The organism is Virgibacillus senegalensis (genome assembly GCF_000821245.2).
GTDB lineage: Bacteria > Bacillota > Bacilli > Bacillales > Amphibacillaceae > Sediminibacillus > Sediminibacillus senegalensis.
Window position 1 is genome coordinate 1,336,976 of the sequence record NZ_LN611425.1, and the last position, 24,472, is coordinate 1,361,447.

Sequence of the window (24,472 nt, forward strand, 5' to 3'; positions counted from 1 at the left end):
AGCTGTACCTTCAGCTGTCGTATATTTTTTCTTCCATAAAACTTGGAGAAAAAAAAGCTAATAAACGGTCATATCAGAAGATGGTTCTCCAGCATCCTTTGGCGATGTGAACACACCCTTTATTTGCTGCCTTTTTTGCCCATTCAGATATTTCCTGGGGAATAAAATATTTGTACAAAGATAACTATTTTTTATGGAGTCATAATCCAAAATCCGTGACAGCCTCGATAAGCAGAAAAAAGGCTGCCCTGCAGAAATGCGGTGCAACCCTATTGCAAAATACTTAGAATGGAATTTTTCGCTGCCTATTTGTTCCAGTTTTTAATCATGATTAGACTCTAATGCTTTATCGAGGAATAGTTCCAGGCGTCGCTGGAACTCAGCTGTTGCAGCTGCGTAGGCATCTGTATGTCCAGCCCCCGGTACAATCCATAACTGTTTATCCCCATTCGCAGCCTCGTACAAACGATGGGCCATTTCTGTGGGAACCAGTTCATCCTGGTCTCCGTGTATAATAAACAAAGGGCGGCTATTCTTTTTCACCTGTTTAACAGCAGAGGCCTCACCGAACCAGTAGCCTACCCGAAGCTTCGTCATACCACTTGTAATAGAAATCATAGGAAAAGCAGGAAGGTGATATAAATGGCGCAGCTGATGAGACAGTTCCTCACTGACATCCGTATAACCGCTATCTGCTATGATTCCTTTCACTTCAGCAGGCAACTCCTCCCCGCTGGTCATCAGGACCAAAGCAGCGCCCATGGAATTTCCATGCAAAAAGATGCGATCCATTTCATAATCATCGAGTAACAGCTGAATCCAGTCTACATAATCCAAACGGTCGTGCCATCCGTATCCAATATATTCGCCCTCACTCTCTCCATGCCCTCGTGCATCCGGCATAAACACGGAAAAACCATGATCATAATAAAACTTCGCAAGGTCGCCCATTTGTTCTCCGTATCCGCGATAACCATGTGCCAGAATCACCGCTTTTCCATTGGATTGCGGGTTCTCCAGGTACTGGGCCCGAAGTTTCAACCCATCGAATGATGTCATTTCCCTTTCTTCAAGTTGCTGCCCGTCAAACCAGTTTTGGGCTTTAGCCAAGAGCTCACGATCCATCTCACTGCTCGGCAGCTCAGCAGGGTCTTCGCTGTAGAGTTCTACTTTTTCTCCTCGTTTTACTCCTTGATTGTAAAAATAGCTGCTTGCTCCAAGCAGTACTATCACCAACAACATAAAAACAATGCCGATAATCCAGGCTATTCTTTTTTTCATTCTATCCCCTCTTACGGTCCTTTTATCTATTTCTTCCCTATTATAATGGAAAGCTATTGAGAGCGCATTCACTTTCTTCTCACAAAAAAATGATAAAATATCTATTGTTTTTCTGTTTGATTTAGTGTAAGGTTTAGGACAACCAAATCAATAAAATGAATAATCGCTTATCAAGAGAGGTTAAGGGACTGGCCCAATGACACCTCAGCAACCAGCCTTAAGCGGCACGGTGCTAAATCCAGTAGGCATTTAACGCCTAACAGATAAGAAGAATGTAGAGTGATAGAGCCTTCTTCTTAGACGGCTCTTTTTTATTTATTAAAAGAAAGGGAGATTCCTATGGATAACATTCAAACCAATCAATCCACAACAGGTATTCAAAAGACTCCATTTAAAGGAGATCATGTCGGAAGCCTTCTAAGACCGGCACGTATCAAACAAGCTCGTCTTCAAAAACAAAAAGGAGAAATCACACAAGAACAGCTCAGGAAAATTGAAGATGAAGAAATCGTACGAGTGGTAGAAAAACAAAAACAGGCAGGACTGGAGGCTGTCACAGATGGAGAATTTCGGCGGGCCTGGTGGCACTTCGATTTTCTGGAACAACTTGAGGGTGTGGAAGCATATCAGCCTAATAGCGGCATCCAGTTTCATGGTACCACAACGAAAGCCCGCGGCATCAAAGTTACTGGGAAAGTGGATTTCCTTAATCATCCTATGCTGGAGGATTATATGTTCTTACATAATATTGCCGGGTACCACACTGCAAAAATGACCATCCCAAGCCCGAATATGCTACATTTTCGTGCCAAGCTGGAATACCCTCCTTATGAGGACCGGGAAGTCTTATTCAAAGACTTGACCGATGCCTACAAAAAAGCGATCCAAGCCTTTTACGATGCAGGCTGCCGTTACTTACAGCTCGATGATACCTCCTGGTCCCTGTTCTTCTCGGAAGACGGTCGCACCCAGATTCGCGAAAGAGGACAGGATCCAGACGAGTTGAGCCGCTTTTTTGCCCGATGTATAAACGAATCGATTGCGGACCGTCCAGATGACATGACGATCACCATGCATATTTGCCGGGGAAATTATAAGTCTACCTGGGCTGCTTCCGGCGGCTATGACGCGGTGTCGGAAGTTATTTTTGGCGGCCTCGATGTAGACGGTCTGTTTCTCGAATATGACGATGACCGTTCCGGAGGATTTAGTCCGCTTCGCTTCGTCCACCGCTCCGATTTACAGATAGTTTTAGGTCTGATTACTTCCAAGCATGGCGAACTGGAAACAAAAGAATTGGTTAAAAAACGTATCGCGCAAGCAGCTGAATATGTAGACAAAAGCCAGCTTTGTTTAAGTCCGCAGTGTGGTTTTGCTTCCACGGAAGAAGGCAACCTACTGACAGAGGAGGAACAATGGGCTAAATTGCGCCATGTTATTGAAATCGCCAATGATGTCTGGAATAGCTGACATTCTTTCCAGCTATCGTAAAAGTTTCAACCCATTTAAGATAACTAGAATGATGCTGCCTTCATGGCCGACAACTCCTAAAGGCAGATCGAGAGCTTGCAAGAAATTGCTCGTGGTTTGGTTTAAACTATTCTCTGACCTAGTGTCTTAGAAGAATGACGTGGAAACAGGGTGTACACGTATTTCAATACTATAAAATAAAAGAAGGCTGCTGGACATTGATGCTTCCAGCAGCCTTCTTTATGGATTGGAATGTTGTTTATTCTCCAACTAGATTTTTCAGGCTTTCTTCTAACTATGTATGAGATAGCCATTCAACAGCATCTTCTAGATTTTTTGCTATGTAGTCAATTTTCATCTTTTCAAGTTTGGAAGGTTTCTCTTCTAAAGTAGCTATCCCTGCACCCGTTTCCACCATGATTTTAATTGCATGTACCTCGTCGGCCGCCGCCATGTCACTCCATCGATCTCCGATGACAACTGTTTTATTCAGATTGAGCCCGTAATCATCCGCAGCCTGTAGCAGCATCCCTGGCTCTGGTTTTCTACAAGGGCATTTATCATCTGGTCCGTGCGGGCATATATAAACATCCGTAAAACCAAAACGTTGCAATTCTTCCGTAAATTCCTGTATCGTTGCTTCTCCACGTGAAATACCTGGTTGATTAGTGAAAGAAAAAACATTTACACCATCATTAGTCAATCGCCTGATCGTTTTTAGCGAAAAAGGATATAATTCAAATGTGCCAGGATAATGTACCGTATCATCTCCACCTATTGTTCCGTCCCGATCTATAAATACAGCATCAATCTTATTCATCTTTATCTTCTCCTTGCAAATGACTTTCTATTTCGTTTATTCTCCCCCCATATCACCAGATAACATTTTTTACCATTATCAATAAATAAGTAATTGCTCCAAGTCCAAACATGGTTAATCCGATGACCACAAAGCCATAAATAAATCCTTTAATACAAGCTATTACATCCAGAAAAAGTGTTCTGATAATCTTGTATAAGTAATCAAGCATTGTTATTTTCTAACCTCCTTTTGAAGGGAGTCATCCTTCCCGAGAGAAAACCCAGCAAACAACCGTCCTCCATAAGGATCCAAAACGCTATCCACAATCTGAATTATTTCCTCTTTATCGCCGGTTCGGTAGAAGCTGTCGAAGGCCAGCGTAAACCGTTCCGCAAAATCAATGTCGTATTGCCGCAGAGCGCGTAGTATCCACTTGGAAGCTCCTATCCATTGCCTGTTGACCCGCAAATAAAATTCACTCGTTAGTTGAGCCAGTGTGCTTGCAATCAGTAAATCTTCAGCGCGATGATGACTTCCAATAAAGTCATCAAGTACATCGGTAAGAAAATAACGTTTTTGCGCTATCATTCTAGTAGTCCAGGATTTAGGACCAGCCGACAACAGTTCCTCTGCTTCTTTTTTTATCCCCGGAATTTGCTTTTCCGTGTCTTTCAGCACAATGCCTTCAAACACCATACGGGGCAAGGATGGCCGAGCTCGATCGATATCTTGTTGAAAATACTTTTTATAAGAATGAAACGTATGGACGAAGACCTCGATCGGCCAATCAAATTCTATAAAAGACTCTCGATAAGCTCCGGATAACCGACTATCGAAAACGATGATGTCTAAATCAGAAGCAGTAGTAGCTTCTCCTCTTACCACACTCCCTGCCAATATCGCTCCCTGGCAATCTGGGAAATGTTTGCTTATAAATTTTCTTGCCGCTGTTTCTGCTGTCAGTCTTGATTGCTCCATTCCGACACCTCTTCTCCACATTCTCCCAACAATCTAGAAATACATCTGATGATTCATGACCTGCGTCGTTAATATTTTTTACCGACGCTTATTGGAAATTTTCGATAAGTTAAGGCTACCATAATGACGAATAGCTGGAAACCATCCGGATATGATTGTTTAAAAATCTCACCAGCTGAATACCATGAATCCTTCTCGGTTACCAACATAAAAAGAGAGCAATATCACACATGTTAAGGAAAGGAAAAACAAACCTCTGTTCTTGTTTCCTGCACAATGGAAAGGGGTATATCCAAAAAGAGTCCAATGCAACAATTCAAGGAGGAATTAGATATGGATGAATTAAGCAAACAAACGCCTCTGTCTGACGGCATTCCTACCCAGCAGCAATCCCGTCAGCCAGGATTGGAATCAGAAATGGATCCTAAACCGATTTATGAAGTAGAAAGCCATGTCGGCAGCGGAAAATTAAAGGATCGGGTTGCGTTAATCACCGGAGGAGACAGTGGGATAGGTAAAGCTGTTGCTATCGGTTATGCAAAAGAAGGCGCCCATGTCGCCATTGCTTATTTAGATGAACACAAAGATGCAGAAGCTACCAAACAACGGATAGAACAAGAAGGTGTCACATGCACCCTTCACCCGGGAGATATTGGGGACGAAAATTTTTGTAACCAGCTGGTAGAGGACGTAGTCAATCAGCATGGAAAACTGGATATTGTGGTGAATAATGCAGCCCGACAGGAAGTAAAACAAAATGTCCGTGATATCAGCCCTGCTCAGTTACGGAGAACATTCGACGTCAACTTTTTCTCTATGTTTTACATTACCCAGGCGGCTATCCCGCACTTAAAAACGGGCAGTACCATTATCAATACCGCTTCGATCAATGCCTATGTCGGCAACAAACAACTAGTAGATTATACTTCTACAAAGGGAGCGATTGTTGCTTTCACCCGGTCGATCGCACAGGAGCTTGCGCCACAGGGCATTCGAGTGAACGGCATAGCACCAGGACCGATTTGGACACCATTGATTCCGGCCACAATTCCGGAGGACCAAATCAGCGAGTTCGGAAACAATGCGCCACTTGGCCGGCCGGGACAGCCCGCAGATCATGTAGGAAGCTATATCCTGCTTGCATCAGACGAAAGCGCCTATATGACTGGACAATTCATTCATATAAATGGCGGTATGTATACTTCCTCTTAAACAAAAATATCCCCCGTCCTAGTAGACAGGGGATATTGTCATTCAAAAAGCCAGCCCATTGACCGGACTGGCTGTTTACATTCATTATTAGAGCCACAATTGCCGTAACCTCACGTAATAAAGTTTTAAACCACCACTCCTCAAAGTGGGTGTTCGCAGAATCCTTCCTGTCTTCCTCTATCGTGGAGGCATGACATTCCACATTCTATTTAAAACTCCCTATTACAGTTTAAAGGTTAAAACTTATTATCATTACGTACAACGCAGCTTGTATTCATATAATACAGCACCCTTAAAATAATTGCAATGGTCTTTTTTTCCAATCCCCATATTATTTATTTTCGGTGCTCACACTTCTTGTGCTGTAAGGCAAAAATCATTTGATCCAATTCTTCACTGCATTTCAATACTTCTGAACTGGTAAGACCCTTTATGTTGGCTATCTCATATAATTTTTTACGTTTTTGATCTATCTTTGCTTTCATTTCCCCAATCGTTTCCTCATATTTGCCCATAAGTAAAACCATCCTCCGGGAAAGTCTGTTCTTTCATTATCCCAGTATATTGTGGCAAAAGAATGGAAAAATCACGCGTTATATTACAAATTCCCAACACTTGTCATCTTGCAGATTTTTTTATAATAAAAAAATGGATAGCTCCTGCTATCCATTCCAACCTTATCGTTTCCCATTCATCCAGCTGGCACCTTCATCCATGTGGACGAACGGAATGTCGGTATCAACCTCTCCAATTATTTGTTCGGCTGGATAGTTACTACCTTCCAACCACGCCTTTATATCCAATTCTGTTGGTTCCTGGTTTCCGCCAAGCGCAAACCATGCTTTCATTTCTCTTGGGAAGTATGCCGATGTATGGATTGTGCCGGCCCAATTACGATATTGATCGGAAAAAACCCCTTTATCCGAATCATTCATCAGCCGAAATGCATCATAACCGTCTTTAAAGGAATGGCGTTCTCCTTCGATAATTCTATGACGACGTTCAGAGTCCACTAAATAGTTGCGGTTTTCTTGTTTCATGATTTCAAAATGATTGGTACATACTTTGGACTGCCGCACTTCAATCCCTCTTGGAGATGCTTCCACAACAAATGTTTCACCACTGGCATCGTACACAATATAACTGAACGAATGACGATGCGGGATTTCTTTCAACATCGCGACGGCTTCTTTTACATTGGCACACGATTCCAGTACAAGCCGGCCGATCATGGCACAAATAAATCCATTACCCGGTTTTTTCCGATGCATAAAGTTATAGCCAAGTATCAGCCCCTTCTCATTGATACCATCAGGACGACCTGTGATGCGTTGCGAAGGGCCCACGATGGCATATCCTCCATCGGTCGGCTGGAACATCACGTAACGTCCTTCATATGTTTTGGGGTGATAATCGTAATTCCGCACTAAAAAATTGTCTCCAGTAACAATCGAGCATCCTGATTTCTCATACTCGACACGATACCCGCCAAACTCCATTAATACCTGTTGCATCGGCCATTCCAAAGAATCTCGAAGTCCGAGTAATTCCTGCCAGACACCTGGAGCAAATCGATTAATAGCCTGTTTCGCCTCTTCCTCATCGACGGTAAATCGTGGTTTTCGTACCTTCCACTGCTTTTCCCGGTTTTTCACCGTCAAAGAGTCTTTCAATTCTTCTCCTTGTTTCCAGCCAAATTCATAGTGGCTTCCGCGAAATTGGATGATCGTACTATATATTTGCTTCATCTGCTTCCCCTCTTTAACCCATTTGTATATGTTCACAAGGATAACGAAAATTTTCAAAAAAAGAAATGGAAAAAGGCTGATTGTTTCGGTTTATATGGACCACCAATAGCCTGGTGTTTACGCATTACCAATCCTCATCAATGGGGCTGCGTTCAAATATAGATTGATCTTGTTCTGTAACCCACTCCAGCTCATGCTGGCTGCTTCTCTCTTCCGCTTCCATTTTTGCTTCCATCGAAAGGTAATCGTCCATTTCATGTTCGTCCTCATCGAGAGTTGGGTGCCCTTTTGTTTTAGAAGGTGATTGGAATACTTGATAAACTTTTTTCATCCCTTCTCCACAATCGGGACAATCAAATTCATCGAACAAATACTTCGTTTTATTCAAGAAACCAACTTCTACAGAAATGTGCCTCTGACGGATGAACGTGTTGTATTTTCCTTGGCCGTCATTCAGAAGGAAATGTTCTGGCAGCGGATAATGAAATTCTTCGCACTTTTGGCAATATCGATCGTTAAGCCCCAAAGTGTAAACAATATCGAGATTCCCGTCGAGTAGTATAAAAAATTCGATTTGGCTGCTATTCCGTAGTTTGTTTTGCTTTTGCAAGTAATCTTTGGATAGCATCCCTTCTAAGAAGCTCGAACAAACGTTGAATCGCACCCGTCCTGACTTAAAGTTACCTCCGAATCCAGGAAAAGCATAATGGCTTATAGCAATGAAGGTTTGATCTTGCTGTATATCAAGCGGAACAATTATTCTGTTGCATAAGTCCGCTTTATCCTTATGTATACGCCACCATTCTCTGTATTCTCGATCGAGCTTATCCTGTAATTCTTTTTTGCTATGTTCCGTTTTTTTCCATTCCACTTTATTGCCATGGAGCAGCAGGCCGACATACACTTTGTCCTCCTTAGCTTTGGTTATCTGAATGGGACTGTCGGTTTTAGGTATCTGCAAATAATCGGCAGCAGTCGCTTGTAAATCAGTAAATTCCAAATTGGATACATAGACGGTTTGAAAAATCTGTTCAGTTACTGCCTGGGCGGATATTATTTTGCCACGATAATCTGAATTATTCTCATAAAGCCATCGTTGAATTTTTTCACTGCCCAGACAATCATAGTGGCGATTTATTTCGTCAACCTTAAGCTGTATCTCTTCCTTGCTCGGCGTCTGAACAGAATAATGTTCCTGTCCTACATAAAAACGGACTGCTTTCAAGTTACTTACTATCTTCGTAAGATTATCCAACACCTCTGGTACCAGACGTCCATTAATTCCAGGATCCTCCAGTTCAAATTCATCATTCAAAAATAGTTCCCCCAGCACAACCCTGGAAGGAGATTGCACTTCCATAGCTGCTATCAATAAGAAATCGTCTCTTATCCCGAGTTGATTAATCTTTTCTATAAAATCGTCATCCCGGAAATCTATTACCTTCGTCCGTCTATGTACACTTTTCATATCCACTCTCCCGTGTTTTATTTTCGTGCTTTTACCTATTTTAGCATAGCCTTGTACGAATGATGAGGAAAAGACGGGTGGCATCTTTTCAATAATATCAAGAGATATGGTAAGATTCTATCTAGTTAACGTATAATTATTTGCAGCAAAAAGGAGAATCACATGAGCGACTACAAGGTTTTGTTTTTAGACATCGATGGGACGATTCTACGTTCCGACCATACAATCCAGGATTCGACAAGACAAGCAGTACGAGAGGTGAAAGAAAAAGGCGTGGAAGTCTTTCTTGCAACCGGTCGTCCTCTCCATGAAATTGCCGACATAGCAGCGGACCTCGACATTCATTCTTTTATCGGTTATAACGGTGCTTTCGCTATCTATCAGGATGAAGTGATTGTCGACGAACCGCTGAAGGCTGAAACCGTACGCAAATTTAGCGAAACGGCCAGCAGTCATGGTCATGAAATGGTACTTTACACAAGTGAGAAAAATTATTACACATCGTTGGAATCGGATGTCGTAAAGCAATTCATCGATGTTTTTGAATTGAAAAAAAACGCCCTCTTCGGACCGGAAGTGATGGATGAGATTTTAGGTGTTACCCTGATGAAACTATCCAAAACAGACCCTGCTCTCTACAAAGTGGAGGATGACATCGATTTTTCCCAAGTAAATGTCAGCGGACTTGACCACTGCTATGACGTGATTAGAGACAGTGTCAATAAAGGAAAGGCTGTAACCAAGTTACTTAAAAGACTGGATATCCCAAAAGAAAGCGCGATAGCATTCGGTGACGGCATGAATGACAAACAATTGATGCAGGCTGTCGGCGAAGGATTTGCCATGGGGAATGCTCATCCCGACCTTTTCCAGTATGCCAAGCATCGGACATCGACTGTAGAAGATTCCGGAATCTATAAAGGTTTACAAAGCTTGGGACTGGTAAAATAAAAAGGAGCTGCCCATCTATTTTGAGATGATGGGCAGCTCCTCTTTCGTTGTTTCCTATTTTTCAATCCTTAAGGATGGACTTGACCCTTCCGACCTGTCCATCTTCCAAACGCACTTTAATTCCATGGGGGTGTTCCCTTGAATTCGTGAGTATGTCTTGCACAACTCCCCTAGTCAGCTTTCCTGTCCGCTGGTCTTTCTTCAACACGATATCGACCGTATCCCCTCGTTTTATAAGCTCGCGTTTTCTACCATCCATATTGGTCACTCCTCGCTTGTCGGTGTTTGCATCTTATCATGAAAAGACGCCTGTTTCCATAAAAGACTGGCATCTTTGTAATGATAAAATTTTTAGATTTTTCCAATTAAAATACAGTGGCAAACTTATTAGATGCCATGCTCTCGAAAACATGCCTGATGATTATCGAAATCGTGTCGTGGTAAACACTGCTGACGTTGATAAACAGTATGTAAAAGACATCAAAGAAGTTGTCGAGTCTGACAAATTCGAACAAATATTCGATGAAGATTTCCAGGGTTTTGGAAAGCCGGAATGATGAAAGATAAAACCATCGTAAAAAGGAATGACCCGTATGCGAGTCCACTGTTAAAGTCCTTTTAATCTAAAGCGGCTGTCAACGCTCGTAGTTGATTCCGCGAATCGCTTGTCGGTGGATGCTTGTCGCGGGCACGGCCTCAGCTAACTTGGTCGAGAAAATCACTTGACCAAGTGGATCTTCGGCTCGCGCTGTTCCTGCAGGCGTCTCCACCGCTCGCTCATCGTGGAATTACCAAGGGCCAATCTCTCTTTGATTTAAAAAAGAAAATCACTCTTTTTTCTTGTACATGAATGGAATACATAAAAGGGAGAGATTCGATGCTAGACCGTCAATTATCCATTAGTTTAACTCAGTATGAAGGCCTCTGCGATACCGCGTCCCTTCAGAAAGGGTGTTATAAACCTGGTGCCAAAACTAAAAGTTATTCGGTCAGCTTAAAATCCGAAGAACATATGGATCAACTCACCTTTCAAAACAGTGATACCTTTAAAGAAAGGGCGAAGGAACGATATAAGATTGAAGCTAAAAATAGCGAATGGAAGCATAGATGCGGATATGAGGCCGCCTCATCTTCGGGTCTCGAAGGCATGCGCATTCAAGGTGCGATGGCGATTTTTACGGCAAACGTAAAACGAATCGTTAAACTAATGAAGGAATAGAGGGCACAAACCTCTAAAATTAGAGGAAAAGCGGTCAGTGTGGAAATTTATTTCCGCACTGACCGCTTTCTTAAAATTCTACCTATCATAAAACTTCAGTTTTTCAGTTGACTCCCAGTATGCTATTGCTTATTTTCGTGCTTTCCCAGCACCTCTATGACCGTATGTAAAAGGGCGATGACGAGTCGTCATTGCCCTTTTCCTCTACCGTACAGCATCTTTCCTGGATGAGGAGTGAGAAGCTGGCTTATATTGTCGGTTTTAGATGCCAAGGGCAGCCAAAACAGCAATTAATAGAATAATTGGTGTAAATACTACAAACCAGAAGAACAACAATAGGATTGCAGCTACGATAGCCATGCCTTATCACCTCTATTCTATTAAAAAGTTTTTCGGTGAGGCCTCACATTAACAACCTATGAAAACTCCAATACTTGGTATAGACGAAAAAGCCATAATAGTGCGGATTTCCACAAAAATAGTCATGTGAACTGCTAGAAGCAAGGATTAACATCTATTTTCAAAAAGTGAGAAATGTACTAGACATTCACACGGACGAAACCTTCCCCGCTACGTACTTATGTAGAGAAAGTATAAAGAAGGATGGTGAAATAATGGCACAAAGGACGCTCTTTTATGAAAAAACCGCTAACGGATTCAGGCAAATAACCGATGTTCAAGAACAGCGAAAAATGCTAGAAGGCAATCATAAAGAACTACCTCAAACAGCTTTGATCGATCCATCTTCGTTTATGGATCGCTTGAAAGTTGAATGGCAGGCAAAGAAACTCAACACCGATTCGATGGAAAAACTGCATGGGTTATACCAGACACTTAACACCCCCCAAGTAAGAAATGGTCTTCGGCAGGCGTTTCAATATGTACGGAATCATTTTCCGAAAAACTTTGTGAATGGAGTGGTAAAACAAATGGCGAACAAAGATTTTAGTGATTTATTGAAAAATTTCTCTTCTGGTGAAGATAGCAGCAAATTGATGGAGAAGGTTCTCAACGATCCCAAGCTTTCCAAAGAAGCCTTCGGCGCGATGAAGGATATGCTAAACGACGAGGAAAAATTCAAATCGATGACGAAAATGTTGTCGGACATGATGAATGATAATAAGGATAACTAAACGAACGTTACCCAGCTGGAATCTAATAGACTTCTTCCAAAAATGGTCGGATATTCTAGTAGAAACATACTAGCAAAGTAGCATCCTTTCCATACGCTATAGTATGGAAGGAGGGATAAAACGTATGCTATCAAAGGTATCTACTCACCAGGCCAAGTTGAAAGAGCTTGGCGCTTCAATTCAATCCAGAAAGCAACAGATGTTGGAGAAGGCGGCCGGTAGGCGACCTAATCTTGATAATCTGAAAGAACGCTTTACAGGCGCTGTTCAAGCGGTGAAGAAACAGCTGTAGGAAATGTGATTAGTGTTCTCCAATTTTAGTCTCCTTTCTATTATATAAGGCGGAAAGGTAATTTCGGGCCACTCCCCTTTTCGCCTTTTTTTGCGATCGATTTCCCCTCCGTTGGAAATTGGCGTATAATGGCAGGGAATCAAACTGAAAGGATCGATTGTCATGACAGCAAGAAAACACTCTGGAAAACTGGCCGGATTACATACTCTTGTGGCCCTTCTTCTGCTTTTCTTAGCATCTGTCTTCCAAATGGTTTCTCCATTTACCTACATCGCCATTTTCTTCTTTTACCTTGGGTTGATGAATCTGGTCAGTCGGTCGAAAACACTGGTGCCTGCTATCGGCAGCTTGATCCTTGGTATTTTTGTTTATTTAATAGGCGTTTGGATATAAAGTGGCCGGGTCAAAAGTATAGCCACCAAAGCACGATTTCGATGCCTGCTTCGTATCGCTACGGCAAGGTACTGCGCTTTCCACGGGCCCGGGTTCACAATTGACACCACGGAAAACATACCAAAAGAGAAAATATCTCCAACCAAGGTAAGGGACTCAGATTCTAGTGGGAGCCGGAGTGGAGGGTGCTCTTTTTAAAAGTGAATGGAAGAACGGTTTATTTTTTCAACCAAAAATCCGAACGAATTGGAATCGTTCGGATTTTATATTGGATCACGATGTTTTTGTCCCAGTCCCTTTTTATGTTTACAGCTGTTTCAACGCTTCCAGAATCTCTACTTCCCCTTCTATTACATCAAAAGATTTCTGGTAAGTGTTTGTTTCTTCCAAAGAAGACACGATTACATTTGCTACATCATCTCGGCTGATAGAACCTCTTTCAACGTCCTCAGCAGCCTGAACTCGACCAGTTGGTGCCTCATGTGTCAAACCTCCCGGCCGGACAATGGTATACGTCAAGCCACTTTTCCGCAGGTATTCATCGGCTTCCCCTTTCATTTGCAGATAGTAACCGAACGTCCCCTCCGCTACATCAGGCTGATCAGCGAATATCGAACTGAGCATGACAAAACGGTCGATACCTTGCTGTTTTGCCGCATCGATCAAGTTGATTGCTCCATCTCGATCGACATCTTTCGTTTTTTCGGGACCGGTTTTTGAGCCGGATCCAGCTGCAAAAATTACCGCGTCCATACCCTTCACGAGATCAGATAAATCCTTTTCCAAATCACCGGTCACAACGTGTGCACCTATATTTTTCAATCGGGGAGCCTGCTGCTCATCTCGTACCATCCCATATGCTTCATGGCCGCGCTCTACTAAATACTGCAAAATCAAGCGGCCGGTATGGCCATTTGCACCAGCTACGAAAACCTTCATGATCATCTCTCCTTCTTTAAATTTAGTCCCTGTCTATACAAAGAAAAAAACATACGCACAGCGTTTCTTCCCGATTTGGCCTGGACCTAAAACCGACGTAATACTTTGAAACGATGATGCTTGCCATGACAGCCAAGGGCTGAATAAATTATTGTTGTTAACCGGTCTTCTTGCTTCCTCGGGAAAAAAGCATACAAGTTGCCCTTTTTCACCCTATAAAATACTCTATCATGGAAAAATTATCCGCGAACACTTTTTTTAGCCTTGCTTATCCTGGCCTTTTTTCAAACAAGATTGTCATCCATTCATTGGTCTGTCGTTTTTCCTTTACAGAAAAACCAGCTTGTCGAAAGGCTGTAAGAACACTTGTCACATTCCACTCGACGATACCCGAGATAAGGAAAAGATCGCTTTTTTCTGCCAACTGATGTCGATCCATTATCTTTCTTGTTTCATCCGCACCAATATTGATGATGATGAAGTCGTATTCCTCTGACACGAGATAGTCACCGTCCAGAAGGTCTGCCTCTTCTACTAGCAGCGGCTGTTGCAAATTATTTAGCTCGGCATTCAGTCGAATTTCTCTTTCTACCGGCTCATAATCGACAGCGGTCAACGAATTTGCACCTTTCAACCCCGCCGCTACCGATAATACCCCTGAACCGGTTCCCAGATCGAGAACAGTTTTTCCGGATAGCTCCATCGATAACAGGATGCGCAGGCAATCTTGTGTAGTTTCATGGAGACCAGTACCAAATGCAGCTTGGGGCTCAAATTTCAATACGTGCTGATCGGTATACTTCGTTTCATCGCCAGAGTAACAAAGCACCCAGCCATTTCCCAAATCAATATCTGTAAAAGATGTATCCCACTCCTGCTTGTCCACTTTCCGGTAAGCAATTTTTTCTTTTGGAACCTCCAATGCTTGTTCAATCAGTGTGAAATATTCCTCTGGAAGACCGGGCACACTGTTTTCCTCCGCATATACTTTTATTTCCGCATATTCTTGTTCCATTTCCTGATAATCATAACCATTTTCAACTTGGATGATCTCGATCGGCGGCTCGTAATAAAGGTTATATAAGCCGAATGCTGTCAACTTCTCAATCGATTCTTCCACTCTATCTGCCCCTACTTGGACTACGAATTCATGTAACATTGTCAAATTCCTTTCCTTTTCTTGTACTCCCAAGTATAAGGATTTCTCTGACAGCTTTTCAACCGACCAGACTTGCTGATTTTCCTAAAAAATTTCTTCTATAAAAAAAACAGCAAAACTGATACACTATACTAGGCAATTCTATCGGCAATTTTAGTTATTATAGGAGTGTTATTTTGGAAAAAAAGACCCTGTTCCTTCCCGTAGTCATTGCTGCATTACTTGCAGGTTGTCAGGCAAGTTCCACCGCAGAATCACACACGAAGGATAATCAAATAGATAATAAACTGGAGCTGACAGTGGAGGAGGCGAGCCAGAAACAACGCGGCGAGAAAGAAGAAGAGCAGCTGACAAAGGAACTGAATGACTTGTATGAAATGGACAAATACGGCTGGGGGAACTCCGAGCTGCCAAGCATGGAGTTTGGACTGGGTTCAGTCCATTTTCAAAAGTTCAGCAGGTCGGAAGAAGACAATGAAATAGATAAGCTTACTACATTTTTTATGGATATACAGGACAAGGATGGCAATGCCATTCTCGGTAAAATCGTCAAATCACCGGAAGATTCTCCGGAATGGCAGGGAAGAAACGCCAGACTCGAAAAAACGGGGGGAACAACTGCAGAGTTAACGATTGACGGCACTGCTTCCTACACGTTTCAAGCGTTTAAAAACCTGGCCCTGGACAACTTATATGGTGATTGGAGAGAAATAGAATCAAGACAGACAGTCACTTTTACGAAAGGATTAACCAATAACGTTCATATTACAAGTGATAACCAGGAACTGGTTCTGGCTATCAACCATCATTCTGACCAATCCTTTTCCGGCATGCTACTTTCCAATCAAGAGGAAGATACAGAGCTTGTTGCAAAAGAGGTAAACTTGGAAGTCATAGATGAAAGGCATGTCAAACTACATAGCCCTGAAGGTGTCTATGATTTGGAAAAAGAATAACAACAGGGCTAGGATAAACGCACAACGCCCAAAGCAAAACAGAACGATGATTCGAAGGCACAGGCTTTCGGACTCGTTCTGTTTTTATGAGTTTTCTTTTAGGATAGAATCCTCAGAGGTCTTTCTCTACCTCCGTACAACTTTGCCCTCGTACTGAGTTGACTCCCCTTTTTCTCTCATTTGCCTACTTAATATATCATCAAGTTGTCCTGCCAGCTAAGCTTTTGTCAGCATATCTGACAAGGTTTTCAATCCCAATCCTCTCTTTATTTATAGAACTTCTCCTATCATCGCCAAACCTTTGGCAGCCGTGTTGGAAGATTACTATTTTTATCAAGAAAATTACAAAATAGTTAAAATTATTTCATGTTGGTTTTAATGCTTTTTTCATGAGGTATCGTTAGGAAAATTTAATGAAGCAATTGTTGTTGAAAAAAGCTTATGGTCAGATTTATCAAGGAGGACAACAACATGAAATTTTACAGCTTACTGAGTACATCGATCCTGTTGGAAGCAATCGGTGCCTCGTTCATGAAGCTTGCGGACAACAATTGGATGGCAATGGTCACTGTCGCTGTCTGCTATGCCATCTCCCTAACTTTATACATTACCATTGCTTACCATGCGGAAATCAGTGTGGTGAACGCCATTTGGTCGGGAGTCGGCACCGCATTAATTGTAAGCGTCGGAATCCTTGCTTTCGGAGAATCGAATTCTTCCCTCAAAGTTGCCGGCACCTTGTTAATTATTGTCGGAGTGGTCGGGCTCAACATGAGTACTCCCCGTAAGACGTCGACTGCCGGGGAGGGTGCTTGATGGCTTATGTGTATTTGATCAGCAGTCTTGTTTTTGCATTTTTATCGAACCTGTCGGTCAAGCTTGCCCGGGGGTATACAAGACCGATTCCAACCATCTCCGCTTTTGTGAGTTATGCGCTGTGCCTGACGTGTTTAACGCTGTCTGTTAACTACTTCGAAGTCGGTTTTGTCTATGCTGTCTGGTCTGGAGTGACGGTAGTATCCACAGCTGTCATCGGCATCTTATTTTTTCAAGAAACATATAACAAGCTGAAAATCATGTCTATTTTGATGATCATAGCAGGTGTTGTCCTTCTTCATATGGAAACTGGCTGACCATCACGACCCGCGCCCGATTAATCAGGTGCGGTTTTTTGTATGGGAAGAGTAAAACCCATTATAAAAAAATGTATCTGATTCCAGATTTCATATCGTTATCGAGTTGGATTTTATGGTAATATTAAAGTTTAGCGACCGATCAAGTATTTGAGGAGAATGTTATGTCTAAAACAAGTTCACTTCCATTTACCGTTGACAAGACGGAAAATTTTTACGATCGCCTTGGCGACTATGTAGGCGACGTTTTTTACGATATGTTACCGGAACAAGGTTACGAATTGAGAGATGAACAAATTTACATGGCTTTTCAATTGGAACAAGCCTTTAAAAACAAGCGGACCATATTTGCAGAAGCAGGCGTCGGTACGGGAAAAACGTTTGTTTACCTGCTTTATGCCATTTGTTATGCACGCCATCAACGAAAACCAGCTATTATTTCGTGTGCAGATGAAACGCTGATTGAGCAGCTGGTCAAAAAGGATGGAGATATCGAAAAGCTGGAAAAAGCGCTCGGCTTGAACATCGATGTCCGACTCGCCAAATCAAGAGAGCAGTACGTCTGCATGAGAAAACTTGATCCCCTGGCAAACCGCACTAACGATGAAAGCATATTAGCTGTCCACGACCAGATTCCTGACTTTGTATTTGAACAGGGTGCTTCCATGAAGGCATTTGAACGCTACGGTGACCGCAAAGAGTATCCATGGGTTTCCAACCAAACCTGGGAGAAAATTGCCTGGGATCCTCTTCAGCAATGCTCGACCTGTGAATGGCGCCACCGCAGCGGCCAAACACTGAATCGGGAATACTACCGTCATGCCACCGATCTGATTGTTTGTTCGCACGATTTCTACATGGAACATATATGGACAAAGGAATCAAGAAAACGGGAAGGCCAAATGCCGTTGCTGCCTGAATCCAGCTGTGTTGTCTTCGATGAAGGGCATTTATTGGAATTCGCAGCACAAAAGGGATTGACTTACCGGTTCCATGCAGATACATTGACGAACGTGTTGACCGGTTATATGAGCCAGGATGTCCGGGAAGAAACCCTTTATTTAATTGAAGATATCATCACTTTGCACGAAGATTGGTTTCAATTGTTAGCGGACAAGTCAAACACAGTCGAAGGCTCCAACCGCAAAGAAATCGAGTTAAGCCGAAATATGCTTGAAATGGCACGGACACTGAATGAAAAGGTACAACAGCTTTTGGAACAATTAGTGTTCGATGCCGAACTTTTCACGATGGATTCTTATCATATTCGTATCATTGAAGAATACCTGGAATTTTTCTCTTACGGATTATCGATTTTATTGAAAAATGATGAAGGGATTTACTGGTTAGAAGAAGCTGAATCAGATACAACGCTGGTTATCATGCCAAGATTGGTGGAAGAAGTATTGAGGAAAGAAGTTTTCTCCCAAAACATTCCTTTTATTTTTTCCTCTGCCACGTTATCACAAAGTGGAGATTTCTCTCACTTGGCTGGTAGTTTAGGCATCGAAACGTACGACTCTTTCTCGGTCGATTCCCCTTTTGATTATCCAGAGCAGATGTCGATTTTCGGCCACCTGGATTATGAGTACAAATGGAGCGATATCGGTAAACAGCTTCAGGAAAATGATGGACATTCTTTACTATTGTTCTCTTCCAAAGAAGAAATGGATTTGTTCCGTTCCTGGGCAGACAAACGGGATTGGCCCTTTAATCTCCTGTATGAAGGGGACCGGGAAATCAGCGAAACGGTCCGTAAATTTCAGATAGATCCATCGTCTGTATTGTGCTCCTATCATTTATGGGAAGGACTGGACGTTCCGGGAAATGCATTAACCCAGGTGATTGTTGCCTCGCTTCCGTTTCCGCCACACGATCCAGTCTTTCAGGCCAAACGGAAGCATGCAGGTAATCCAATCGAATCCGTCGATGAGCCTTATATGCTGCTTCGGTTACGCCAAGGCATTGGTCGTCTTATCAGAAGCAGCGAAGACCACGGCATGATTCACCTATGGATAAATGCCGATGAGAAAGATGTATATTTACAGGCAATCGAAAAGATACTTCCTGTGAACATGCAGTGGTAAATATGAAAGGTACTTGCCAAACCGCAAACTTAAAAACCAAGTTCCCACATTGGAGCTTGGTTTTTCAGCGTCATTATCAGCTGTCAACGAGCTAAATTCCGATCATCGGATACCCAGCGGAATGCCATTTGTCGCTAAAATCAGCATAAGAATTTTTTTATCCGCTTATCGATCAAGTCCTGTCCCATCTAACACCTTTCGAGCTAGTTCTACATAGTTTTTTTTCACTAAAAAATCATATTGCGTAAGGTGTTCACCTGACTCGACCGATGGAATACCGCCATGGGGTAAGTGTTTTTGCTGATGTGCCTTCACCTTATATGGTATCCCATTGCGTTCAAACAAATGGGCAGTGCGACTATACTCCTCCAGGGAAAATGCCGAGTGAACCACCGAGTACCAGAAAACATTCCGGATTTTTACATAAACAATCAACAAGATGATTAGTCCAAGTATGGCTGCAATGAAATTGCCCTCCATCCATATCCCCTTCCTGCTTTCTACCTTATCGGCTCTATCAGACGCATATAACGAAGTGAACGATAACTCTCGTCTGCCAAACTGCCATCATCCGGTTGCTCTGATTGAAATTGAAAGCCCCGAGCTTCATAAAACGGAATCCCTTTTTGGTTTCCTTTTGCGACGGATACCCATTGCCTGATTGCTCCCCACTTTCTTTGCAGTTCTGTGATTGACTGAAGCAGCTGTGTTCCAATCCCTTCGTTCCGGCGGTTTGGATCCAGGTAAAGCACATATAACTCCGCCTCTTTTTCTGCCGTCATCCCCCCTCCAGCCGCTCCGACAACAAATTCTTCATCGATAGCGACAAACCAGCCTCCCCAGGCTTTATCCGTTTGTTGGATTTCCTTTACTATCCGCTCTTCCTTATAAAATTCTTCCACGACCTTTATTATATAGGCTTTACTGCGAATATCCTTATACGTATTCCAATTTGCCACGGTACACACTTTCGCTATTCCTGCCGCATGCTCCGGCTGCGCTTTTTGGATGATAATCAAGCTGAACTCCCCCTTTATTTCTTATGCTGGAACTTTTTCCGATAAACCATAGGTGTACGTTTGTCTGCAGAGGGAAATAGAAACTTATAAACCATTAAAGGAGATGACGACTATGCCAGATATTGAAGAAATCGCCCGGACTTTCGGTGACATCCTCGGAGTAGAAACCGAGGTAGAGGACGGAATGTGCGAAGCGGAAAAAGAACGGAACTTGGATGTAACGGTTCAGGGGCGTCCCTTTAAGAGTGAATTGTCGATGGAAATTCATTTTGAATCACTGGAAGAAGACGGTACAGCCCTGAATCACGCTGAAATCGTTGTTTTACCAGAGGAAGTACCCGACTTTACGCGGGCATTGGGTAAAAATGATCTTACGATAACCGCTCTGCACAATCACTGGCTGTTTGCCGAGCCAAATATTAAATACCTCCATGTCCAGTCCGTTGAAAAACCGGAAGAGTTCGCCCGGAAACTGGCAAACGCCATAACCGTATTAAAAAACTAAATGCATGGGGGCTTCGTGGATGTATCGAAGTCCCATTCCTTTCTTAGAAATCTTCATTCATCCGATACTGCAGGTACTGTTCCACGTCCGGTATGCCAGACGGATTGTTCAATACGGACATCACCCAACAGTCCCGCTCAAAATTCAAAACCTTTAGATCCCATGTGCAGGCAATAAGTCCTTTGGGTGTGCAATACTCAAACTGCGGTTTCTCACCATGCTTGGAAATAAAAACATGATGATTCAGTTCGTTTTCATTGGACCACCAGTCAATAAAAATAAAATCAGCATTGTTCCCATCGTGAACGCCGATGAACCCGACGCCGTAACGGTCGTTGTTTACTGCCGGAAAAGGCACGGTCTGCAATGCTAATGTTCTGGCTGTATCAACAAGTACTTTCCTCGGTTTTTCTCCCTGATAGGAAATACCATAAACCTTCATCCGCCAACCTTGCTTTTGCCAAATTTCTAAGAAGCGAATCGAACGTTTTTTATAGTCGTCAGCCAATTGAATCATCTAATTCCCCCTTCCGTTTTGCAAAACGTTGACACTTCCCTCTGTTTGTACCAATATCTGCTCTCTAAAGTAACAACCTGCTCCGTCATCTAATCCATAACCAATTGGAACGGCTGTTGTGCGGATAGCCTTCAGCAAATTTTCTTCTTCTTGCCATTTCGTATAATGGACACTGATGATGACTTGGCTGATAAGTCCCAAACCGGGAAGGAATAAATGTTTCCCCTCTTTATTGTCTACAGGCGGTATGACACATTGTTCCGGACTGAGTAATGCTCCTGCCGAAAACCCGGCAACAGGTACGCCTGATTGGTATAACTGCTTGATTAATTCACCGATTGCTGTATCTACTATGTAATCACGATAGCGCACGGTATCTCCCCCACCAATGATGATGCCACTGCATTTAGACAGCTGTACTAACTCGTATGAAGAGACTTTGGAATGGAGCGGCATGTAATAGAAGTGATGGATACCACACTGTTCCAATATCGAAGTATACTTCGACATATACGCCTGCCAGCCCTCCCTTTCCAAAAACAAAATCGCAATCTTTTTGGATCCTTGATTGGCTTTTTCAGCAAATAGTTTCCCTAACTCCGGAGTGAAAGGCGGAGTTCCACCGAATAAAAATAAGTGTTTCACCGTATCACCTGCCAATATTTTTAGTGTCATCAACTATGGTAAAATGAATCTCAAACTGAATGTAAAGGAGTGTATTTATGAATTATGAATTCGATCATATCGGGATAGCTGTCCGCGATATGGAGGGAAGCATATCTTTTTACGAGCAAGTTCTTGGCGGCAAATTAATCGATCGCTATCGAAGTGAGGCAAAAGGGGTTGAAAGCGAAATCGCAATCATGGAAGTAAACGGATACCGGACAGAGCTGCTCATGCCGACAAACAATCAAACCTCACCCATCGCTCGATTCCTAAGACAAAAAGGTAAAGGGGTTCATCACATCGCTTATCACGTGCACGATTTGGACGAGGCATTGGAAATGTTAAAAGAAAAAGGAATCCGTACCTTGCCAGATAGTCTGCGGGTGAATAAACACGGTCGCCGATTGATTTATTTGAATCCAGCTGATACAGAAGGTACCATCATTGAATACTGCGATTATCCCGAAAAGATGGCTAACGCTTAGCCTCCGAAACCAACGGGCGGCAGCTTGTCAAAGTGACTTCTCGCCCGTTCTTCCGCCTGAATTTGTGGAACAGATTTATCTTGAGCAGGTGACTTCATTTTAAACTTGAGGTTCAGAATAATGGCAATCAATAGAACCAGGGCGATAATGCCCCAAAATATCCAGCCTAACATCGTCATTATGAGCCCCCTCACATATGATTTGTACTTTACGAGGCAATCAATAGATAGAACAGGATAGCGGAACCGATATTGGGAACAGCGGCTTTTAACGAAAACAACATCGTGCCATACCGTTCTTCCCGAGTCTGTTTCGTTTCCGAATGAACATTTCTTCCATATTGTTGACCGCTGACAAAAACTCCAGATGTCACCCCTGCAAGAGCCAAACAAAGCAATGCAGTCAAGCCGGTAATCTTATAAAGGTACGTGAAATCAGCTGTAACAAAGGCGGTAATTAGTGCGATGGCAATCCCGATACACCCGAAGTACACAGCCTTCAAACAAAACACCTCCCTCTCCCTCATTACTACCTATACGAATACCATAGCAAAAAAGTTCCAAAAAAAGGAGGGGACAGTCCCTCAAACCGCTTATAAGGAGTATTGCTCGTTATTTTGGCGATTCGGGGACTGTCCCTCTTTTTGGTTATTTCGCAGTAGAAGGCGGTTTGGGGTCTGACCCCAAACCGCCTTAAACCCCTTTAAATCAACGTTTGTTTTTTACAAAGCATCCTTAAAGGGCCATCTGGGGTCTGACCCTCCAAAGGGCTATTTTTTGTTATGGCCGCTTGGAGGGACTGACCCCTCTAATAAGATTGTAAGGTGCCTTTGTATAGTTTCTTTCGGGTTATCGGGATATTTAATTGGCTGCTGTATCGTTTGAGTTTCTTTTCTTCCTGGTCAGTGATGATGGACAAGACATTTCCACCTGCGGTACCAAGCCGTCCGGTTCTTCCGGCACGATGAATATATTGGTCTGCTTCTTTCGGCAAATCGATGTTGATAATATCGGTAATATCCTTGATATCCAGCCCTCTTCCTGCTACATCTGTCGCCAAAAGAAGATCCAATTCACCTGAGCGGAATGCCTTGATCGTTTTCTCTCTTTCCTGCTTCTTGGAATCTCCGTGCAGGATACCAGCGTTGACTCCCTTGTATTCCAGCTTTTCAGCAAGGACGGTGAGACTGCCGATATCATTGCCGAAGGCCAACGCTTTTATATGGTCCTTCCGACGAATCAGTTTGCGCAGTACTTCAAGCTTTTCTCGCGCCTCTACTACTAAATAGCCGTGCTCGACAGGAGGAGTATCGGTTTCTTCTTTGCCAACACGAATAATGGATGGATCTTCCATCATATACAAGGCAGCCTCCTCCACTGTTTTGGAAATCGTGGCAGAAAACACCAGCAGTTGCCGTTCGTTCAAGGTACTTTTGATGATGGATTGAATCGTTTTCTCATGCTCGGAAACCAATAATTGATCTGCTTCATCTAATACGAGTGTTTTCACTTCATGCATTTTCAGCTTCTTCTTATTGATTAGTTCTTGTACTCTTCCCGGTGTTCCAGCAATGATTTGCGGGCGTTTTTTCAGCTTTTCCAGCTGGCGTTTGATGTTAGCTCCGCCGATAAGCGATGCACTTCCGATACCACTGCCGGCAGCCCAGGTTTGGATTTCCTGATGAATTTGCATGACCAGTTCATGTGAAGAAGCGAGAATCACTGCTTGTACATGCTTTTTCTCAGGATCCACCTTTTGTAAAAGCGGCAATATGTAAGCAAGCGTCTTCCCACTGCCTGTCGGTGATTCTGCAATCACATCTTTTCCTTGCAGTATCTCGGGAATTGCTTTTTTCTGAATTGCTGTTGGCTCTGTAAAACCAGCTTTTTCCCAAGCCGCACGCAAATACGGACGGGGATTTGAAAATAACGTATCGATTCCTTGTACCATGTATAAAAAAATCCTTTCTGTTTTCTCTATTCATTTCGTTTCTAGTATGAGCGCTAAAATTACACCCTACTCCTGTCTATTATAAGCTATAATACAACCAAACCGTTAA

28 protein-coding genes, 1 other RNA gene, 1 pseudogene and 1 riboswitch are annotated in these 24,472 nt (G+C 42.9%); of the genes and pseudogenes, 13 read left to right on the plus strand and 17 right to left on the minus strand.

Annotation, left to right across the window (positions count from 1 at the left end; genetic code table 11):
• Window positions 1–321: 321 nt before the first annotated feature.
• Complete coding sequence (locus tag BN1067_RS17510; protein WP_053220100.1) at window positions 322–1,281, minus strand: alpha/beta hydrolase; 960 nt, start codon at window positions 1,279–1,281, stop codon at window positions 322–324.
• A gap of 164 nt (window positions 1,282–1,445) precedes the next feature.
• Window positions 1,446–1,551: riboswitch (SAM riboswitch) on the plus strand.
• Between the two features lie 69 nt (window positions 1,552–1,620).
• Here BN1067_RS17510 and BN1067_RS17515 point away from each other — a divergent pair.
• Entirely contained in the window at window positions 1,621–2,751 is a 1,131-nt protein-coding gene (locus BN1067_RS17515; protein ID WP_053220101.1) for a 5-methyltetrahydropteroyltriglutamate--homocysteine S-methyltransferase, read from the plus strand.
• A 295-nt stretch (window positions 2,752–3,046) separates the two neighbouring features.
• Here the strand turns inward: BN1067_RS17515 and BN1067_RS17520 are convergent, their stop codons facing one another.
• Both BN1067_RS17520 and BN1067_RS17525 read right to left on the minus strand, forming a co-directional pair.
• Complete coding sequence (locus BN1067_RS17520) at window positions 3,047–3,571, minus strand: HAD-IIIA family hydrolase (protein WP_053220102.1); 525 nt, start codon at window positions 3,569–3,571, stop codon at window positions 3,047–3,049.
• Between the two features lie 213 nt (window positions 3,572–3,784).
• Window positions 3,785–4,531: a nucleotidyltransferase domain-containing protein gene (locus BN1067_RS17525; protein WP_110943551.1), complete on the minus strand. Its 747-nt coding sequence runs from the start codon at window positions 4,529–4,531 to the stop codon at window positions 3,785–3,787.
• 333 nt (window positions 4,532–4,864) lie between these two features.
• On the opposite strand from BN1067_RS17525, the gene BN1067_RS17530 reads away from it, so the two are divergent.
• Entirely contained in the window at window positions 4,865–5,743 is an 879-nt protein-coding gene (locus BN1067_RS17530; RefSeq protein WP_053220103.1) for an SDR family oxidoreductase, read from the plus strand.
• Between the two features lie 86 nt (window positions 5,744–5,829).
• On the opposite strand, the gene ssrS is transcribed toward BN1067_RS17530, so the two are convergent.
• From ssrS to BN1067_RS17550, 4 genes are all read right to left on the minus strand, one after another.
• Window positions 5,830–6,016: non-coding RNA, 6S RNA (ssrS, locus tag BN1067_RS17535), on the minus strand.
• Window positions 6,017–6,078: 62 nt separating this feature from the next.
• On the minus strand, window positions 6,079–6,258 hold the full coding sequence (locus BN1067_RS17540; RefSeq protein WP_053220104.1) for an aspartyl-phosphate phosphatase Spo0E family protein: 180 nt from the start codon (window positions 6,256–6,258) through the stop codon (window positions 6,079–6,081).
• A gap of 162 nt (window positions 6,259–6,420) precedes the next feature.
• Complete coding sequence (locus BN1067_RS17545) at window positions 6,421–7,491, minus strand: C45 family autoproteolytic acyltransferase/hydolase (protein WP_053220105.1); 1,071 nt, start codon at window positions 7,489–7,491, stop codon at window positions 6,421–6,423.
• A gap of 124 nt (window positions 7,492–7,615) precedes the next feature.
• On the minus strand, window positions 7,616–8,959 hold the full coding sequence (locus BN1067_RS17550) for a hypothetical protein (protein WP_053220106.1): 1,344 nt from the start codon (window positions 8,957–8,959) through the stop codon (window positions 7,616–7,618).
• A gap of 162 nt (window positions 8,960–9,121) precedes the next feature.
• Between BN1067_RS17550 and BN1067_RS17555 the strand changes: the two genes are divergently transcribed.
• Window positions 9,122–9,910, plus strand: a complete 789-nt coding sequence (locus BN1067_RS17555; RefSeq protein WP_053220107.1) for an HAD family hydrolase — start codon at window positions 9,122–9,124, stop codon at window positions 9,908–9,910.
• 61 nt (window positions 9,911–9,971) lie between these two features.
• Here BN1067_RS17555 and BN1067_RS17560 read toward each other — a convergent pair whose 3' ends face one another.
• A complete protein-coding gene (locus BN1067_RS17560; RefSeq protein WP_053220108.1) occupies window positions 9,972–10,169 on the minus strand; it encodes a YwbE family protein in 198 nt (65 codons plus the stop codon).
• 666 nt (window positions 10,170–10,835) lie between these two features.
• Here BN1067_RS17560 and BN1067_RS17570 point away from each other — a divergent pair.
• From BN1067_RS17570 to BN1067_RS17580, 4 genes and pseudogenes are all read left to right on the plus strand, one after another.
• Window positions 10,836–11,129 (plus strand): annotated as a pseudogene (locus BN1067_RS17570) (transposase); the annotation flags it as partial.
• A 614-nt stretch (window positions 11,130–11,743) separates the two neighbouring features.
• Window positions 11,744–12,262 carry a hypothetical protein gene (locus BN1067_RS17575; RefSeq protein WP_053220110.1) on the plus strand — a complete coding sequence of 173 codons (519 nt, stop codon included), beginning with the start codon at window positions 11,744–11,746 and terminating at the stop codon, window positions 12,260–12,262.
• 124 nt (window positions 12,263–12,386) lie between these two features.
• On the plus strand, window positions 12,387–12,554 hold the full coding sequence (locus BN1067_RS19985; RefSeq protein ID WP_199868559.1) for a hypothetical protein: 168 nt from the start codon (window positions 12,387–12,389) through the stop codon (window positions 12,552–12,554).
• A 162-nt stretch (window positions 12,555–12,716) separates the two neighbouring features.
• Window positions 12,717–12,947: a hypothetical protein gene (locus BN1067_RS17580; RefSeq protein ID WP_053220111.1), complete on the plus strand. Its 231-nt coding sequence runs from the start codon at window positions 12,717–12,719 to the stop codon at window positions 12,945–12,947.
• A 306-nt stretch (window positions 12,948–13,253) separates the two neighbouring features.
• On the opposite strand, the gene BN1067_RS17585 is transcribed toward BN1067_RS17580, so the two are convergent.
• Window positions 13,254–13,886 carry an SDR family oxidoreductase gene (locus BN1067_RS17585; protein ID WP_053220112.1) on the minus strand — a complete coding sequence of 211 codons (633 nt, stop codon included), beginning with the start codon at window positions 13,884–13,886 and terminating at the stop codon, window positions 13,254–13,256.
• Window positions 13,887–14,154: 268 nt separating this feature from the next.
• Window positions 14,155–15,045: a 50S ribosomal protein L11 methyltransferase gene (locus BN1067_RS17590; protein ID WP_053220113.1), complete on the minus strand. Its 891-nt coding sequence runs from the start codon at window positions 15,043–15,045 to the stop codon at window positions 14,155–14,157.
• A 176-nt stretch (window positions 15,046–15,221) separates the two neighbouring features.
• Here BN1067_RS17590 and BN1067_RS17595 point away from each other — a divergent pair, with 176 nt between their 5' ends.
• The 4 genes from BN1067_RS17595 to BN1067_RS17610 all read left to right on the plus strand — a co-directional run bounded on the left by BN1067_RS17595 (window position 15,222) and on the right by BN1067_RS17610 (window position 19,221).
• Window positions 15,222–16,001, plus strand: a complete 780-nt coding sequence (locus BN1067_RS17595; RefSeq protein ID WP_053220114.1) for a hypothetical protein — start codon at window positions 15,222–15,224, stop codon at window positions 15,999–16,001.
• A gap of 471 nt (window positions 16,002–16,472) precedes the next feature.
• Entirely contained in the window at window positions 16,473–16,817 is a 345-nt protein-coding gene (locus tag BN1067_RS17600) for a DMT family transporter (protein ID WP_053220115.1), read from the plus strand.
• Complete coding sequence (locus BN1067_RS17605; protein ID WP_053220116.1) at window positions 16,817–17,134, plus strand: DMT family transporter; 318 nt, start codon at window positions 16,817–16,819, stop codon at window positions 17,132–17,134. Before BN1067_RS17600 ends, BN1067_RS17605 begins: the two co-directional genes overlap by 1 nt.
• Before the next feature lie 164 nt (window positions 17,135–17,298).
• Window positions 17,299–19,221: an ATP-dependent DNA helicase gene (locus BN1067_RS17610; protein ID WP_053220117.1), complete on the plus strand. Its 1,923-nt coding sequence runs from the start codon at window positions 17,299–17,301 to the stop codon at window positions 19,219–19,221.
• Between the two features lie 165 nt (window positions 19,222–19,386).
• Here BN1067_RS17610 and BN1067_RS17615 read toward each other — a convergent pair whose 3' ends face one another.
• Window positions 19,387–19,701, minus strand: coding sequence for a hypothetical protein (locus tag BN1067_RS17615; RefSeq protein WP_053220118.1), 315 nt, complete (start codon window positions 19,699–19,701; stop codon window positions 19,387–19,389).
• 20 nt (window positions 19,702–19,721) lie between these two features.
• Complete coding sequence (locus BN1067_RS17620; RefSeq protein WP_053220119.1) at window positions 19,722–20,240, minus strand: GNAT family N-acetyltransferase; 519 nt, start codon at window positions 20,238–20,240, stop codon at window positions 19,722–19,724.
• 112 nt (window positions 20,241–20,352) lie between these two features.
• Here BN1067_RS17620 and BN1067_RS17625 point away from each other — a divergent pair, with 112 nt between their 5' ends.
• Window positions 20,353–20,745, plus strand: a complete 393-nt coding sequence (locus BN1067_RS17625) for a DUF1259 domain-containing protein (protein ID WP_053220120.1) — start codon at window positions 20,353–20,355, stop codon at window positions 20,743–20,745.
• 43 nt (window positions 20,746–20,788) lie between these two features.
• Here the strand turns inward: BN1067_RS17625 and BN1067_RS20320 are convergent, their stop codons facing one another.
• Both BN1067_RS20320 and BN1067_RS17635 read right to left on the minus strand, forming a co-directional pair.
• Window positions 20,789–21,262: an isochorismatase gene (locus BN1067_RS20320; RefSeq protein ID WP_234400727.1), complete on the minus strand. Its 474-nt coding sequence runs from the start codon at window positions 21,260–21,262 to the stop codon at window positions 20,789–20,791.
• On the minus strand, window positions 21,263–21,907 hold the full coding sequence (locus tag BN1067_RS17635) for a Type 1 glutamine amidotransferase-like domain-containing protein (RefSeq protein WP_234400728.1): 645 nt from the start codon (window positions 21,905–21,907) through the stop codon (window positions 21,263–21,265).
• Window positions 21,908–21,984: 77 nt separating this feature from the next.
• Here BN1067_RS17635 and BN1067_RS17640 point away from each other — a divergent pair, with 77 nt between their 5' ends.
• A complete protein-coding gene (locus BN1067_RS17640) occupies window positions 21,985–22,413 on the plus strand; it encodes a VOC family protein (RefSeq protein ID WP_053220122.1) in 429 nt (142 codons plus the stop codon).
• Here BN1067_RS17640 and BN1067_RS17645 read toward each other — a convergent pair.
• The 3 genes from BN1067_RS17645 to BN1067_RS17655 form a co-directional block, all read right to left on the minus strand.
• On the minus strand, window positions 22,410–22,592 hold the full coding sequence (locus BN1067_RS17645; protein WP_053220123.1) for a hypothetical protein: 183 nt from the start codon (window positions 22,590–22,592) through the stop codon (window positions 22,410–22,412). The genes BN1067_RS17640 and BN1067_RS17645 overlap by 4 nt on opposite strands.
• A gap of 29 nt (window positions 22,593–22,621) precedes the next feature.
• Entirely contained in the window at window positions 22,622–22,906 is a 285-nt protein-coding gene (locus tag BN1067_RS17650) for a DUF5316 family protein (RefSeq protein ID WP_234400751.1), read from the minus strand.
• 314 nt (window positions 22,907–23,220) lie between these two features.
• Window positions 23,221–24,363, minus strand: coding sequence for a DEAD/DEAH box helicase (locus BN1067_RS17655; RefSeq protein ID WP_053220125.1), 1,143 nt, complete (start codon window positions 24,361–24,363; stop codon window positions 23,221–23,223).
• Window positions 24,364–24,472 lie beyond the last annotated feature (109 nt).